This is a genomic window from Undibacterium sp. RTI2.2, from assembly GCF_035018705.1.
Classification (GTDB): domain Bacteria; phylum Pseudomonadota; class Gammaproteobacteria; order Burkholderiales; family Burkholderiaceae_D; genus Undibacterium.
On sequence record NZ_JASJXN010000019.1, the window covers coordinates 83,734 to 99,344 of the forward strand.

Here is a 15,611-nt window from a genome sequence, read left to right on the forward strand (position 1 = left end):
GCATGGACGCAAATCAAACATTGTTAAACAGATTATCCTTAGGGTCGTACCCTCTGGACGCTGGACAACGAGACGATTTCCATACCTCGGATGCCGCGCTGGAGTCACATTCTCGCATCGATGTTAAAGGCATACGCGAAGCCATCGCCCGCGTAGAGACAGAAGCGAGAGCCACCGTCGCTACAGAGGCAAGAACACAAGCCGAAGCCCGCGCCCGTGCGCTGGCAGAAGCCCGTGCCGAAGCCGAGGCAGAGTCAGCCAATCTGGCGCAAGAGAAATTACAGTTAGAAGAAGAAGCCAGTGCCAGTAGCCATGCGCGCTTGCAGGCAGAGCGTCAATCGCGTGCCGCCAGTCAGGCCAGAATTGCCGCCGACAGCCAAGAAACACAAGACATGCTAGAGCGCACCAGATTAGATACCCTGGCGCGCGAGCAAGCAGAAAAGCGTTCTAAACTAGAGCTGCAAGCCACACAACGCGCCAGCGAACAATTGCAAGCCGATACCGAAATTAACGCCAAAGCCAAAGCAGCCGCAGAACGATTAGCCAAAGAAAGCCAAAATGCCCGCAACTGGGCGGCAGAACGTTTTGCCGCATCCCAGGCAGCTAAAAACGAGGCCGAAGAACGCGCACGTGCCGATGCACGGATGGCCGAGCTGGCTCGTGAGCGCGAGCGGCGCGATAAAGAAGCACGCGAAACCACAGAAATGCTCGCCAAAGTCCGTAGCGAAGCACTACAAGTCAGCAAAGAGCGCGAACAAGCAGAAGCCATGGCGCTAGAATTTGCCATCAACCGTGCCCCGGCAGAAGTCCGCGCACGCGAAGATGCACTTGCCCGCGTCGCCGTAGAACAAGAGCATGAAGCTATCGCCCAAGCCCGAGCAGAATCAGATCGGCGCGCCACTGCAGCCATACAATTACGCATGCAATCTGAGCTGGAATTGCGTAATGCGTCCGCCAGAAGGGAGCAAACCGAAGTCGTCGCCGCCACCACAGCCCAAGCCCGTCGTGATGCGGAAGAACGGATAGAGCAAGTTACTCAACAAAGGATACAAACCGAAAAAGAGCTACAGTCCAAGGCCCTGATCCGTATCGAGGAAGAGCAACAAGCCGATGCAGAAAACCGCATTAGATTAGAAGCAGAAGCACAAGCGACTGAACAGGCCAAGCAGCGCCGTATTGCAGAACTGCATGCCACCAAGTTAGCTCAGCAACGCATGCAGGAAGAACAGCGCGCCGTCACGTTGGCCAAACAGCGCGCTACTATCGACCAGCAAGCAGAGCAACTCGCCCGCGAACAAGCCGATGCAGAACAACAAGCGTTGAAAGCAGCAACGTTTCAAGCCACCGTCTTAAAGCAAACCTATGCCGTCGCGCAGCAAAAAGCCAAGAGTGCATTGGAATTGGCGCAGGCAGAAAAATTAAGAGCAGATGCCGAACAAAAAGCGGCCTTGGCGTTGCAGCAAAAACTCCAGGCAGAGCAACAAAAAATAGAAACAGCCAATGCCCGTGCGCAAGCAGAGCAAGCCCGCGCCGCTATTTTAATCATGCAGCAAGAAGCCGAGCAAACTGCCCGTATTGCGGCAGAGACTAGCTGCACGGCAGAGAAGTTAACCTTGGAAAAAACCATGGAACAAGTCGCCTTGCAACAACAGCTTGCCGCCGTTAATCTCAAAAAAGAACAAGAAGCCAGCGAACTGGTTCGGGTTCAGCAGCAACGCAACGATAACGAGCTAAAAGCACTCGATGCCGTACAAGAAAAACTCATTGTCGAGCGTAAACGTGCAGACGCCGTTCAGCAAGTATTAAAGCTGACGCAAGAAAAATTAGTGATTGAACAGGTCGCCCAGATCGAGACAGAATCACGCATACGCGCAGAACAAGAAGCCAAAGCCGTAGCGCAAGCCAAAGAACAATCCGAGCGCGAGCAACGACTGGCCTTAGAGGCATCTGCTACAGCAGAAAAATATGCGCTAGAACAAGTGCGTGTACAAACGGAAATGCAACGCCAGGCGGCCAAAATTGCGCTGGTCAAAACCCGCCAGGTAGTAGAGCAAACCAAGGCTGAACAAATCCGTTTTGAAGCAGAACGCGATGCCGCCTTAGCAGCACAAGAAAAACTCGAAGCCGAGAAAAAAACCGCAGAAGAAATCATTGCCCGTGCCAGCGCCGATCGCCAGCATGCGTCCTTGTTACAAGCGCGTCAGGAGCAAGAAGTGCAAGCGCGTGAAGCACGTCAGGCATTGATTGAGGCAGAGCAGTTACGCTTACAAAAAATCACTGAACACGCTGCCTTACAAAAACAGACAGCTGCCAATGCACAACTAAAAGTGGCTGAATTAGCCGAGCTGCAAAAAACCTTGCAGCAACGTGCAGAATCCGAGCAAAAAGCGCTGGATATCGTGCAACAAAAATTACAGGTAGAAAAACAATTATTGGCTGAAATTGATGCCAAAATCAAACTAGAGCAAGAGCAAAAAGAAGCGCACTCGGCCCGTCTGCAAACAGAGCAACAAGCAAAAATAGCAATAGAAGCACAAGCCAAAGCCGAACAAGAACAATTAGTACAAGCGAAGGCGCAAGCAGAGGCAGAGCAACAATCCGCCATTGCCGCAGAGGCGCGTGCCGTTGCTGCAACTCATTTGTCGCGTTTAGAAAAAGAAAAAGCTCTGGCACAACAAAGTGCTTTGGCTGCACTGCAAGACAAACTGATTTTGGAAGAAAAAAAATCCAAAGCCGTACAAGAAGAAAAGCAATTGCAGCAAGATCGCCTCGCTGCAGAAAAAATCGCCACCGAAGCCGCAATCGCAAAAGCAGAAGCAGAACGCCAGGCCAATGTGCTGGCGCAAGCCCGAGTGATCGCAGAACAGCAAGCAAAAGAATTGGCAGAAGCTAATTTGCAGGCAGAAAAAGAGCTGTATGAAAATGTCAGAATCTATGCCGATACCAAGCACAAAGCACATCAACTTAATGTAGAAAAATCGCGCAAACTATCTGACTTAGAGCACGTTGCACGTCAGCGGCTAGAAGCAGATGCAGCACTGGTAGCAGCAACTGAAGCAAAATTACAAGCTGAGCAACAGGCCTTACAAGAAACTACCGCCAAGCACAATGCAGAGCAAGCCCTGACTCAGTTTGCACAGGCAAAACAAGAGGCAGAAAATCTCGCCAGAACCGCTATCGAAGCCAACTTGATCACCACGCAACTCTTGTATCAGGAGGCTGCCGCTCAGGCCGATGCGCAACAGTTGGTACAACAACTCGCTGAACAAAATCTGCAAGAACAACAAGCTTTATCTGCACTAATCGCACAACGTCAGACAGCAGAGCAAGCGACACAAATCTCTATCCAGCAAAGACAAGATGCAGAGATACAAGTGTTGCTCATCGCAGAGCAACGCCAGTTAGCGGAAGAAGAAAAAAATGTCTTAGTACAAGCACGTTTGCAAGCAGAGCAAGAGACCAAACTCAGCGTAGAGCAATTCAATTGTCATGAAAAACAATGGCTGGCAATCTCAGTAGAAGAGTCGATGGTCAAGCGCCAGGCTGCTACTGCCTTACATGAAAAAACACAATTGCTGATTGACTCCAGCGCAGCAGAGCAAGTACGGTTAGAGGCAGAGCGCGAGCTAGCACAACAGCTGCAGAAAAAATTAGAGGCAGAACAACAGGCGCATGTTTTTGTGCAACAACGACTGCAAGCAGAAGCACAGTTGGCACAAACAGCCATTGATATTGCAGAACAAGAAGCCCAGGCCGCAGCAGAGGTACAACAATTACTGGCGACTCAGCAGACGTTGTTTGCTGCATCTGCTGATCACGCAGATGCGCAGCGTGAAGCAGTCCGTGCTGCAGAATTAAAAGCGCAGGAAGCTAGCGAGTTAGCTCGTTTAGAAAATGAAAAAGCCGCCAATGAATTGCTGGCATTAAGCCTGATCCAACAAAAACGGGCAGCAGAACAAATCGCTGCGGACGAAGCCGCACAAAGAGTGCAAATCGAGCAAACCTACCTGGCCTTGTGCACAGCTAGAGCCTTGGCAGAACAAGAGGCAAAAGCTGCAATACATGCAAAACAAGAAGCCGAGCAAGAAGCCGCTACATTTGCGCAGCAATATGCAAGAACACAAGAACACAATGCCAACCTGGCGCAAGCTCATGCTGACCAATTATTGGCTTTGCAGCATGCAGAATTACAGGCAGCAGAGCTGGCGCAAATTAAATTGCTGGCAATGGAAGAGCAAGCGCAATTACACACAGTCACCATTAAACGAAATCAATTGGCAATGGAGGCAATAAGCCAAAAAATGGAATTTGAAAAAGTACTCGCTGCCGAGGCAGAGCAACGTCTTCGTATCGAACAAGAATTATGTCAGCAAAGTGCAGAGCGAGTCACCTTAGAGCAAGCCGCCAGCATCGCTGCACAAGAAAAACTGGCAATAGAACAAACACTGAGCCAAGCCGCACAAAACATCATCAACGCGCGTGCCAATCTTGAGGCTGAGTTGAATCATCAAACCGGCTTGCAAACTGAGTTAGATGCAAAATTGGTCGAGGCAGAAAAAAATCGTTTGCAAGAGTTGATGCAAGAAAATCAGGCGATTGACCAGGCACTACAAAGTCAGCAAGCCATTAATGAAGAAATGCATCAAAAAATGCTGCGTCGGATTGCGCAAGAACAAAAAACCAATAACTTGCTGCAAGAGAAATTGATGGCTGAAAATCAGGCTGCGATCATCGCTGATGCTGCCGCTGTTCAGGCGCAACAAGCAGCGCAGCAAGCGGCAGAGCTGGTGGCAACGCGTCTGCAACAAGCACAGGCTGACGCTAATTTACTCAAAGAACAATTTCAACAAGACTTGCAACTGGCTGAACAATTAACCGAGCAGCAAGCAGAACAATTGCGTCTGCAATTACAGCAAGAGCATCAACAGGCAGAAACAGTGGCCAATGAACTGATTAGCCGTTTATCGCACAATCAGGCGACCAGCGCAGTGTGGCGTCAGCGCGCTCAAGAGATGTTGTTGCAAGCGCCAGTTGCCGTTGTCATCCCAGAGATGCCAGCAATGCCAAGTCAAAACTTGCCACCGTTCCGCTTACGCAGCTCTGTTGTGGCAGGCGTATTGGCATTCGCCGGGGTTGCAACAGCAGCGACTTGGGGCACGCTCAGTTTTCAACAAACGTCACAAGCGGCAGTAGTAAAAAATAATGCACCGGTGGTTAGCCAAACTCGCCAAGTCAGCCAAGTCAGTCAGTTAGCACAAAAAATACAAAAACCGGATGCGTCTTTGCATATGTCGTATCAAATTGCGAGCGTGGATAAAGCAGTAAAGTAAACACAAGCCGGCGTCAGGTTTTGGGTGAACTACAGGAATAACGATCAGACTGTCGCTGAAGCTGTTAGTAAATTATTTCATAGTGGATGCAAATATACTTGGGGTAGGTATATATTAATCGTCCATATATTCATTGGACTATATGGAATAAATTTAAAAAATATAGGGGAGTATATGGATTTCTCTACATTTATTTGTAAATTAAAAAAACAATAGACCAGTGATGGTCTATTGTTTTTGTCTTTAATTATCCTAGAAACGGCAGCTGGAAGAGTCTGAGTTTGCATTTTTTCGGTTCCCCAGCAAGACCAGATGAAGACCTAAGCTTCATGTTGCAATGAGGAGCGATGCAGCTGGGTGTATTAGAAAATGTGCAATCAGATTGGTAGCGCCATCAGCAAAATTTACGTTTTGGGCTTTCTGGACCCCGTTCCGGCTTGACGCTGGCTCCCTTTATTAATGGCAGTTTTCGTCTTCGCCTTCGGTAAGGTTTTAGCGACGGGATTTGTAAATACTTTAGGTTTTTTGAGCTTCTTCGGTTTTTTCAATACTTGTCCAGCCGTATTGGTGACAGGCACCCGGTGCTCGGCTTCAAAGCCAGGTTCTTCGATTCGCTGTAGGGTATTTTTGGTCAGTATTTCTATTGCTGCCAGTAGCTCTACCTCGTCCGCGCAGACGATAGAAATCGCTTCGCCTGTGGCGCCAGCTCTGCCGGTGCGGCCGATGCGATGGATGTAATCTTCTGCCACCGTCGGCAAATCAAAATTAACGACTTGTGGCAAATCGTCGATATCTAATCCGCGTGCGGCGACATCGGTTGCGACCAGAATTTGTATCTCATTTGCTTTAAAGCTGTTTAAGGCACGGAGGCGGGCAGGTTGTGGTTTATCGCCATGGATGGCATCGGCTTTAATGCCTTTGGCGATTAAAGTATCGACTAGTTCATCCACACCTTTGCGAGTTTTGACAAAGACCAGCACCTGACCCCAGCGCCGCTTTTTTAATAAATGGCAAAACAATTCCGCCTTGCGTTTTTTGTCGACCGGGATCATCCACTGTTTGACACTTTTTACTGTGGTATTGCGCGGACTGACTTCAATACTCAGTGGATCGTTCAGCAAGCCTTTTGCTAGGGTGCGAATGGCGTCTGAAAATGTGGCAGAGAACAGCAAAGTCTGGCGGCGCTTTGGCAGCGTCGCCATGATGGCATCTAATTCGCGCGAAAATCCCAGATCTAACATCCGGTCTGCTTCGTCCAGTACCAAGGTTTGCAGTTGATCAAACTTTACCGCGTTTTGGCTATGTAAATCGAGTAAGCGCCCCGGTGTCGCCACTAATACATCCAGGCCTTTACGCAACTTCATCATCTGCGGATTGATGCTGATGCCGCCATAAGCAACTGCCATGCGTAAGGGCAAACTACCGCCATAATCGCAAAAGCTTTCATACACTTGCTCCGCCAGTTCACGCGTAGGCACGAGTACCAAAACACGCACAGAATTGCTGGCAACTTGTGGGCCTTCCATGGTCAGTCGCTGTAATAGCGGCAGCGCAAAGCCTGCGGTTTTACCCGTGCCGGTTTGCGCCGCTGCCATCAAATCACGACCGGCTAAAACAGCAGGAATAGCCTGCGCCTGAACGGGAGTGGGAGTTTTATAACCGAGAGTATCGAGCGTGCTTTGCAGCGCGTCGATTAAGCCGAGGGAAGCAAAAGTCATAGAAGAAAATAGTAATTACTGGTGACTAAAAGCCGTTGCTGAACAAGGATCTGGCGAGGCACACAATCAAAGCCAGACTCAGGTTGATTATGCTTCCATGTCCTTACTCAACATACTGGCGACCAGTTCGTTCAAACCAACGTCGCGCTCTTTTGCCAACGCATGTAATTGTGCGACCAGATCGCTATTGAGCTTGACGGCGAATGGCACCAGACCCAAAGCCTGATCAAGTTTGCGCTGTTCACGCTTATCGATAACGACCGCATCGGTTTTGCCGAAAGCAGCACCCTGCGCATCCATCTTACCCATCAATTTTTTGGCATCGCTCTTTGCCATTCCAGTTTTTTTCACTTTGATTGCCTTGTTAATTTAAAGGACGCATTTTACGCAGTATGTGGTGGGGCGGGCTGTTTGTTTTGATTTGATATCCCAATCTTGATATTGCCACCTAGATCAGCGTTTAAAAGCCAGCAGTAAAACTCCGCCAGCGACCATGGTAATACCTGCCCATTCGCGCAGGGAAGGGCGTTCGTCTAGGAATATAAATGCGAAAACAACTACTAACACCAGACTCAACTTATCAACCGGCGCGACCTTGGATGCGTCGCCTATTTTTAGCGCCCGGAAGTAACAAACCCAGGATGCGCCAGTAGCGAGGCCAGACAAAATCAGGAATAACCAGGTTTTCGAGGATAGCTCAAAAGGATTCGACCATTTGCCGGTATAGGCAACGAATGCGGTTAGTACAATAATGATGATCGCAGTGCGGATTAATGTGGCCAGATCAGAATCGACACCCTGAATGCCTATCTTCGCAAAAATAGCGGTCAATGCCGCAAATACAGCGGAGAGGATCGCCCAATAAAACCAGCCTGTGGATGAAGCCATATTTTTCTCCTTTTAAAGGTTTATCCATCATAAATCTAAACCATGTGCAGCATTGACAAAAAATTACTCCGCTCATTTAGAGTAAAGAAAGTAAGACGTTTTAGCGAACCCGTTCTTCATGCCAAGCATAATTAAGGCGTCAGTCCAAATGATGTGGATGCTGGTTGAATATAGTTACCAGCAATATACTCCCCATAAAATTTATTAAAAATGTCTGATTGTCCAAAGAATATATGGACAATTAAAATATACTTACTACGAGTATATTTATTTGCAGAAATTGATTTAACCTACATTGGTAATCTGCATGTACGCAGCATGACTCAATCAGACCAAAGTAGTTAGCTTCATCCAGCGCTATACCCGAAGACATTTCCTAAACATTTCCCACACATTTCACTTTGCTGCACTGCAAAACATGTGCTATCTTATAGTTAGTCATCTAACTATTAGCTCACTTATCTTATGCCCTCTATTGAAGAACGATTTTCCGCCGCATTACACAATACGGCACGTACCTGGCGGCAAGCGCTGGATCGGCGCTTGAAGTATTTGGGTGTTGGCCAAGCAAGCTGGATGGCGATTGCGAGTATCGCTAAGGCTGGTAAGCCTTTATCGCAAACCGAGTTGGCTAATTTGCTGGCCGTGGAAGATCCGACCATGGTTGCAATGATTGATCGCTTGGTCAAAGCAGGTCTGGTCAACAGGGTGCCATCGCAAACTGACCGGCGGGTAAAGCAAGTTGTACTGACCGATGCGGGCAACGAAATTTATCTGAAAGTGAAAACCGAAGCCGATGCGTTTCGCGCCGAATTTTTATCCAAGATTGATCAGGAAAAACTGATTGCAGCGACCGAATTATTAGAAGCGTTACAAGCGGCGGCGGAGTTGGCGTAATGAGCAGTGCATCTTCTGCCGCCTTGGGCGGAGCGACTATTCCCGCAGCCGATGATCCCAGCGTCAATCGTTTCATGATCACGATTTCTATCATGCTGGCGACGATTATCCAGGCGCTGGATGGCACCATTGCGAATGTCGCATTACCTCATATGCAGGGCAGCTTATCAGCGTCGCAAGATCAAATCACTTGGGTATTAACCTCATTTATTGTGGCTGTGGCCATTACTACGCCTTTGACGGGCTGGTTGTGTGATCGCTTTGGTCAGAAAAATATTTTCCTCATTTCTGTCGCTGGTTTTACGTTAGCGTCGGTGTTGTGTGGTTTGTCCGGTTCGCTCGGCCAGATCGTCGCCGCGCGCTTGTTGCAGGGTATTTTTGGTGCGGCGTTAGTGCCGTTGTCGCAAGCGGTTTTACTGGATATTAATCCGCGCGAAAAGCATGGTTCTGCCATGGCTGTCTGGGGCATGGGTGTGATGATAGGGCCGATTCTTGGCCCGACATTGGGTGGCTGGCTGACGGATAGTTATAACTGGCGCTGGGTGTTTTTTATCAATGTGCCGCTGGGCACGATGGCGTTTTACGGTATCTGGAAATACATCCACAAAACGCCGGCAGCACGCCGCATGAGTTTTGATATGTTTGGTTTTGCCACCTTGAGTATCGCGATTGGTTCTTTACAAATGCTGTTGGACAGAGGCGAGCAGAACGATTGGTTTTCTTCAACCGAGACTTGGGTAGAAGCGATCATTTTGGCGATGAGTTTTAGCTATTTTGTCGCGCATACCGCGTTACGGCCGGCGGGTAAATCGTTCCTCGATTATCGGCTGCTAAAAAATCCTAACTATGTGACGGGCCTGCTGTTTATTTTTATCGTTGGTATGGTGCTGTTTGCAACGCGTGCTCTGGCGCCGTCCATGCTGCAAGGCTTGATGGATTACCCCGCCAAAATTGCAGGCCTTGTTACCGCCCCTAGCGGTCTTGGCACCATGTTGGCGATGATGATCGTAGGGCGCCTGGTGGGCAAAGTTGATCTGCGGATTTTATTGGGTATTGGCTTCTCCATTACCGCATTCTCGCTCTGGCAAATGACCCGTTACACCTTAGTACTCTCCCAGAGCGATATTGTGTGGCCCGGTGTGATTCAGGGGATTGGACTGGGCTTGGTATTCGTGCCTTTGAGTGCGGCGACTTTTGCCACACTTACGCCAGAAATGCGCGCTGACGGTACCGCGATTTATAGCCTGGTTCGCAATATCGGCAGCAGTATTGGCATCGCTTTGGTGCAAACGCTGTTAGTGCGCAATACGCAAATCGCCCACTCTTCGCTGGTCGAAAAAGTCACCAGCACGAGCGCGGCATTTCAGGATAGTACCGTAGCGTCGGTTTATAACCTGGCGACAACCAGCAGCCTGACGACATTAAACGGTGAAATTACGCGGCAAGCATCGATGATCGCTTACGTCAATGACTACTGGTTGATGATGATCATGACCCTGATGGTGATCCCACTTTTAATTTTGATTCGTCCTCCGAAAAAGAATGCAACGATCGAAATTGATCATGCAGCGATGGACTAGAGGCGTGGCAATGAATAACGCTAAAAGATGGCAATCACTTTTTTCAAACCAGATTACAAATCTGTTTTAACTCATCTCAAATCGTGAAAAATACGACTGTGAAAATTTCTTTCTTACTCAAAAGAGCTGCGCCGCTTGCGCTGATGTTGGCTATTGCTGGCTGTGCCAGTATTCCACCAGATCAACATCTGTTTCCGCAAAAAGATATCGCAAGTGCGCAGCTGGCCTCAGACATTAAGTTGGCAAGCGAAGGGTGGCCCGAAAAGCAATGGTGGACGCAGTATGGCGACGCACAATTAAATCGCCTGATTACCCAAGCCCTGACCAATAGTCCAAGTCTGGGTATGACTGCCGCACGTATCGGCTCTGCCAATGCAGCGTTAAAGATCAATAGTGCAGATCTGGCACCCGAGATTAATTTCAACGGACAGGAAACCCGGCAACGTTATTCCTCCAATGGCTTGTTCCCAAAACCGATTGGTGGCAGCTATTACACGGAAACGATTCTGCAAGTGCAGGCGCGATATGACTTTGATTGGTGGGGAAAACATCGGGCACAAATCGTCGCGGCAGTGGGTGAAGTCAATGCACGTCGTGCCGATTATGCGCAAGCTGAGTTAACTTTAGCGACAGCGATTACGCAAAGTTATTTCAATTTACAAAGTCAGTGGGCGCTGCTCGCCAGCATGCAAAAAAGCGTCGCTAAACAAAGCGACATCGTGGCAGATAAAGCGAAGCGTGTTCAACATGGTTTGGCGACGGCAGATGACCAGCGGATGGCCGATGCAGAACTCAGTCGCATGAATGGACAGATTGCACAGATCGAAGCGCAAATCGGCGGAGAACGCGAAGCTTTACACGCTTTGATTGGTGGCGATAGCACAGTATTGGCTGATTTAAAACCGCAAGAGTTGCATGATATTTCTCACGCGCTACCCTCTAAATTAGGCATGGACTTATTAGCCAGAAGACCGGATTTACAAGCATCGCGCTGGCGTGTCGAAGCATCGTTGAGCCGTGTTGAGGCGGCGCAGGCGGCGTTTTATCCAGATATTAATTTAACCGGTTCCTTAGGCTTAGATTCTTTATCGCTGGGTGATTTGCTTAAATTTGCCAGCCGCACTTTATACATTGGCCCGACCATATCCTTACCGTTATTTGATAGCGAACGTATTCAGGCCCAGCTTGGTGCCAGTCGTTCGCAACGCAATGAGGTGATTGCCGATTACAACCAAAGCGTTTTCATTGCTGTACGTGACGTGGCACAACAAGCGATCAATGTGCGCGGCATCGATAGCAAGCTGCAACAACAGCAAAAAATAGTACAGACCAATGCAGACATGCTCCGCTCAGCGCAGGCTAAGTTAAAACAAGGACTGGCAGAGCGCGGCACAGTCATCAGTGCAGAACTCGCCTTGTTAAGGCAGCAGGATGATGTGTTGCAATTGAAGAATCAGCAAATGCAAGCCGAGGTATCTTTGATTAAAGCGCTGGGTGGCGGCTATCAGGCTGATCCTGCGCCCCTGAATTCAAACAGCAATCAGCAAACGGCGCAGAGCCATTGATGCGCCTATTGAGTGTGATCAATGAACCCACTCAGTTTTAAAAATGAGCTCTCAGTGAAACAGATTAGCACTCACTGTAACTAACAAAATCAACAGAAATCAACGGAATATTCGCCATGACGACCGACAACGACAAGCTACCGAATTCTAATAAACGTAAATTCGTTTTATTAGGGATCACCTTATTTTTTATTTTGGCAGGTATTGCTTATGCCATTTATTACACTTTGGTTTTATCGAAAGAAGTAGATACCGATAACGCCTATGTCGGCGGCAACCTGGTCACACTATCTTCACAAGTCACAGGCAATGTGCAAGAGATTCGTGCAGATGAAACCCAGTTGGTAAAAGCAGGTGCAGAGATATTAAAGCTCGATCCGATTGACGCCAATGTCGCACTCACCCAGGCAGAAGCGCGCCTCGGAACGACAGTACGACAATTGCGTGAGCGGTATTCCAATGTGGCGCAATACGAGGCGACTATCGAGCTTAAAAAGTTGAGCTTAAAAGATGCAGCAGATGATCTGGCGCGTCGCCAGCCTTTGGCCGCTGACCATACCTTGTCCGGTGAAGAAGTCGCACATGCAAAGCAAGCTGTCGATAACGCGAAAGCTTCGCTCGACGTAGCAATCAAGCAGGCGGATGCCAGCCGTGCAGCGGTCGCGGGAGTGAGTCTGGTGGAGAATCCTAGCGTCTTATCCGCAAAAGCGGATTATGTACAAGCCTGGCTCGCTGCTCGGCGTAACGCGGTACTGGCGCCAGTCACCGGGTATGTTGCCAAGCGCAGCGTTCAAGTGGGTAGTCGCGTCACTCCGGGTACAACATTGATGTTGATAGTGCCGCTGGATCAGTTATGGGTCGATGCTAATTTCAAAGAATCAGAATTACAAAATATCCGTCTGGGACAGGCTGCCCGGATCGAGGCAGATGTATATGGCAGCAAAGTGGTGTACCACGGTAAAGTCGTCGGATTATCCGCAGGTACTGGCAGTGCATTCTCCTTGCTGCCAGCACAAAACGCCACCGGCAACTGGATTAAAGTCGTGCAGCGGGTGCCAGTGCGTATCTCGCTCGATCCAAAAGAATTGGCAGAACATCCTTTGCGCATTGGCTTATCGACCTTGGTCACTTTGGATATTAGCCATCTGGATGGCGCTACGTTGGGTGCGCCGATGCCAGCAGCGCCGGTATACGCAACACAAACGTTAAGCCAACCTGTGCAAGAGGCCGAATCCGCCGCCGACGCGATTATCAAAAAGAATTTGGCGAAGTAAATCAAGGGTATAGGTCAGCTTGACGATCGGAAGCGATTTAACCGAAGTCAGTCTGTGTTAAATATACCGACCGATCTTAGTATTAAGCTGAAAGCGCAGAGCATAGAGAAGTCTTCTATGCTCTGCGTTTTTACATTGAAATTACCAAGAGTTGGCCAACCATAAAGCTCGCAGACCAGTCAGAGTTCAATTGATGACTTAAAATATACTGAGGGTAAGTATATTTAATTGTCCATATAATCATTGGACAATGAGGCATATTATTGAAAAATGAGGGGGAGTATATTGATTTTTCTGCTACCGTCGCCTTTGATTCAACTGGCATTTTCAACTACGATCTACTTTTACGCTGATCAAACAAGAACTTCATCAACGCAATACTGGCGATCAAACTGCCCACGGTGCCGACCCACATCCAACCACCGCTAACGTACAAGCTACTGCCAATACCCGATCCGGTTGCACCACCGGCAAAAATACAAGTCATGTAAATACTGTTGATACGACTGCGACTAGCTGGGTCTAGCGCATACACTTCCCGCTGACCAATCACCATACTTATTTGCACGCACAAGTCCAGCAATACGGCAGTGATTCCCAATCCGATCACACCTAAAGCGGGGATCATAAGCGAAGGCCAAAAACTCAAAATGGCACCGATCATCGCCATCAAACTACCGATGCGCCCATGTCCCGCATCTGCAAGCCTGCCAGCAAACGGCGCAGCAAACGCACCGGCAGCACCAACCAAAGCAAACAGGGCTATCTGCGTTTGAGAAAAACTAAAGTGACGCGCCAGCTCTACCGGTGCAACCGTCCAAAATAAGGCCATAGAGCCAAACATGCTCGCTTGATAAAACGCTCTTTGCCGCAACACTGGCTGGTGACGAAATAGCGTCAGTAAAGAGCGCAATAGCTGAAAGTAAGTGGCAGAATGTGCTGGCTGGCGTTTAGGCATCGTCACCAGCAGTAACACAACAATTAGCACCATTAACACGCTGGCCATCAAAAATACGGCGCGCCAGCCGAAGTGATCAGCGATCAGACTCGCGATCGGGCGTGATAGCAAAATGCCGAACAACAGACCACTCATGACACTTCCAACTACCCGACCACGGCTGGATTCATCTGCCATATGTGCCGCCAGCGGTACGATCATTTGGACAGACACAGAGCTAAATCCGATGAGGATAGAAAAGAGCAGAAAAACATTGGGGCTATGTGCGGTCGCCGCACCCACCAGACTCACCATCGCAACGACCAAAGTGCTGACCATGAGCTTACGGTTTTCCAGCAAATCACCAAGCGGCACCAGCAACAACATCCCAAGCGCATAACCTGCTTGCGTCAGAGATACGATCAAGCTGGCAACGCTATCGGTCAAGCCGATTTCTGGCGCAATCAGTTCAATCAATGGCTGGGAATAATAAATATTAGAGACAATCGCACCACAACAGAATGCGAAGAACATGACTAAATTTTTGGTCAGTACAGGCTTTACTGACGCTGCGCCGTCGGGTGCAATGGAAAGATTGGACATCGATTTTCTTGGAAAAATAAAATAAAGCAGAATTAATGCGCAAGAGTTTAACAATTAACGCGGATTGACGTAAAAAACTCGTTCGTTTGCAAATAGTATTCAACCTAGATTTTCCATTGGAACATCTGGGTGCAAAATAATTTACTCAAATTTTTTAATCAATCAATCAATAAAAATGAAGAGAATGAAAATAAAAAAGCCCCGCCGAAGCGGGGCTTTTTACGAAATCTCTAATCAAAAAGATTAAGGATTCTGGATGTTGGAAGCTTGCTTGCCTTTAGGGCCTTGCGTGACTTCGAACTGTACTTTTTGACCTTCTTTTAAAGTCTTAAAGCCGTTCATCTGGATTGCGGAAAAGTGGGCGAACAAATCCTCACCGCCGTCATCCGGAGTGATAAAGCCAAAGCCTTTGGAATCATTGAACCACTTGACGGTACCTGTTGCCATAATGCATCTTTCAAATATAAACTAATCACACGAGCCGTAAAAGCAAGAAACCTAGCATAAAGCAGTCTTCCCCTAAACTTGCTCACTTCTATTGACGATTTGCTGCGTATTTATTGTCAATGAATGTCATTCTTGGCGGAAAAAAAAGTAATGTCAAGATATTTTGTTGCTATATCAGACACTGTTTGCAACACTGTTGTTTTTTTACTTAATGACAATAGACCGGGCTTTTTTGTTTTAATACATACGAGCGAATGTTATTCGGGTGTATATCACTTTCAATAATTTATACTTAAGAGCTTCTTGCAAAATACCCAAACCAGTAAAGTCGAGCATGGGTGTGGCCACTGTTGCGATTGGTTTTCTTGTTTG

Annotated in this window: 10 protein-coding genes; 5 read left to right on the forward strand and 5 right to left on the reverse strand. The window is 48.2% G+C overall.

The features are described from left to right. Window positions 1-2 precede the first annotated feature (2 nt). Window positions 3-5,330 carry a hypothetical protein gene (locus QN395_RS12285; protein WP_322118985.1) on the forward strand — a complete coding sequence of 1,776 codons (5,328 nt, stop codon included), beginning with the start codon at window positions 3-5 and terminating at the stop codon, window positions 5,328-5,330. A 404-nt stretch (window positions 5,331-5,734) separates the two neighbouring features. On the opposite strand, the gene QN395_RS12290 is transcribed toward QN395_RS12285, so the two are convergent. From QN395_RS12290 to QN395_RS12300, 3 genes are all read right to left on the reverse strand, one after another. After that, the gene (locus QN395_RS12290) at window positions 5,735-7,048 is read right to left on the reverse strand and encodes a DEAD/DEAH box helicase (protein ID WP_322118984.1); all 1,314 of its coding nucleotides are present in this window, start codon (window positions 7,046-7,048) and stop codon (window positions 5,735-5,737) included. A gap of 87 nt (window positions 7,049-7,135) precedes the next feature. Continuing rightward, window positions 7,136-7,399: a hypothetical protein gene (locus tag QN395_RS12295; protein ID WP_322118983.1), complete on the reverse strand. Its 264-nt coding sequence runs from the start codon at window positions 7,397-7,399 to the stop codon at window positions 7,136-7,138. Between the two features lie 102 nt (window positions 7,400-7,501). Next, window positions 7,502-7,936, reverse strand: a complete 435-nt coding sequence (locus QN395_RS12300) for an EamA family transporter (RefSeq protein WP_322118982.1) — start codon at window positions 7,934-7,936, stop codon at window positions 7,502-7,504. A gap of 465 nt (window positions 7,937-8,401) precedes the next feature. Between QN395_RS12300 and QN395_RS12305 the strand changes: the two genes are divergently transcribed. The 4 genes from QN395_RS12305 to QN395_RS12320 all read left to right on the forward strand — a co-directional run bounded on the left by QN395_RS12305 (window position 8,402) and on the right by QN395_RS12320 (window position 13,252). After that, window positions 8,402-8,833 (forward strand): MarR family transcriptional regulator, encoded by a 432-nt coding sequence (locus tag QN395_RS12305; protein WP_322118981.1) that lies wholly within the window; start codon window positions 8,402-8,404, stop codon window positions 8,831-8,833. Continuing rightward, window positions 8,833-10,413: an MDR family MFS transporter gene (locus QN395_RS12310; RefSeq protein ID WP_416200104.1), complete on the forward strand. Its 1,581-nt coding sequence runs from the start codon at window positions 8,833-8,835 to the stop codon at window positions 10,411-10,413. Before QN395_RS12305 ends, QN395_RS12310 begins: the two co-directional genes overlap by 1 nt. A gap of 98 nt (window positions 10,414-10,511) precedes the next feature. Then, window positions 10,512-11,978 (forward strand): efflux transporter outer membrane subunit, encoded by a 1,467-nt coding sequence (locus QN395_RS12315; protein WP_323492388.1) that lies wholly within the window; start codon window positions 10,512-10,514, stop codon window positions 11,976-11,978. Between the two features lie 116 nt (window positions 11,979-12,094). Continuing rightward, the gene (locus QN395_RS12320) at window positions 12,095-13,252 is read left to right on the forward strand and encodes an HlyD family efflux transporter periplasmic adaptor subunit (protein WP_322118979.1); all 1,158 of its coding nucleotides are present in this window, start codon (window positions 12,095-12,097) and stop codon (window positions 13,250-13,252) included. A gap of 331 nt (window positions 13,253-13,583) precedes the next feature. Here QN395_RS12320 and QN395_RS12325 read toward each other — a convergent pair whose 3' ends face one another. Both QN395_RS12325 and QN395_RS12330 read right to left on the reverse strand, forming a co-directional pair. After that, on the reverse strand, window positions 13,584-14,792 hold the full coding sequence (locus QN395_RS12325; RefSeq protein ID WP_322118978.1) for an MFS transporter: 1,209 nt from the start codon (window positions 14,790-14,792) through the stop codon (window positions 13,584-13,586). A gap of 243 nt (window positions 14,793-15,035) precedes the next feature. Continuing rightward, entirely contained in the window at window positions 15,036-15,239 is a 204-nt protein-coding gene (locus QN395_RS12330; RefSeq protein WP_126129050.1) for a cold-shock protein, read from the reverse strand. Window positions 15,240-15,611: the final 372 nt, after the last annotated feature.

Bases quoted from the DNA above. Each gene is read 5' to 3' on its own strand.
- QN395_RS12285 (WP_322118985.1), top strand. From the start codon at position 3: ATGGACGCAAATCAAACATTGTTAAACAGATTATCCTTAGGGTCGTAC.
- QN395_RS12290 (WP_322118984.1), bottom strand. From the start codon at position 7,048: ATGACTTTTGCTTCCCTCGGCTTAATCGACGCGCTGCAAAGCACGCTC.
- QN395_RS12300 (WP_322118982.1), bottom strand. From the start codon at position 7,936: ATGGCTTCATCCACAGGCTGGTTTTATTGGGCGATCCTCTCCGCTGTA.
- QN395_RS12305 (WP_322118981.1), top strand. From the start codon at position 8,402: ATGCCCTCTATTGAAGAACGATTTTCCGCCGCATTACACAATACGGCA.
- QN395_RS12310 (WP_416200104.1), top strand. From the start codon at position 8,833: ATGAGCAGTGCATCTTCTGCCGCCTTGGGCGGAGCGACTATTCCCGCA.
- QN395_RS12320 (WP_322118979.1), top strand. From the start codon at position 12,095: ATGACGACCGACAACGACAAGCTACCGAATTCTAATAAACGTAAATTC.
- QN395_RS12325 (WP_322118978.1), bottom strand. From the start codon at position 14,792: ATGTCCAATCTTTCCATTGCACCCGACGGCGCAGCGTCAGTAAAGCCT.
- QN395_RS12330 (WP_126129050.1), bottom strand. From the start codon at position 15,239: ATGGCAACAGGTACCGTCAAGTGGTTCAATGATTCCAAAGGCTTTGGC.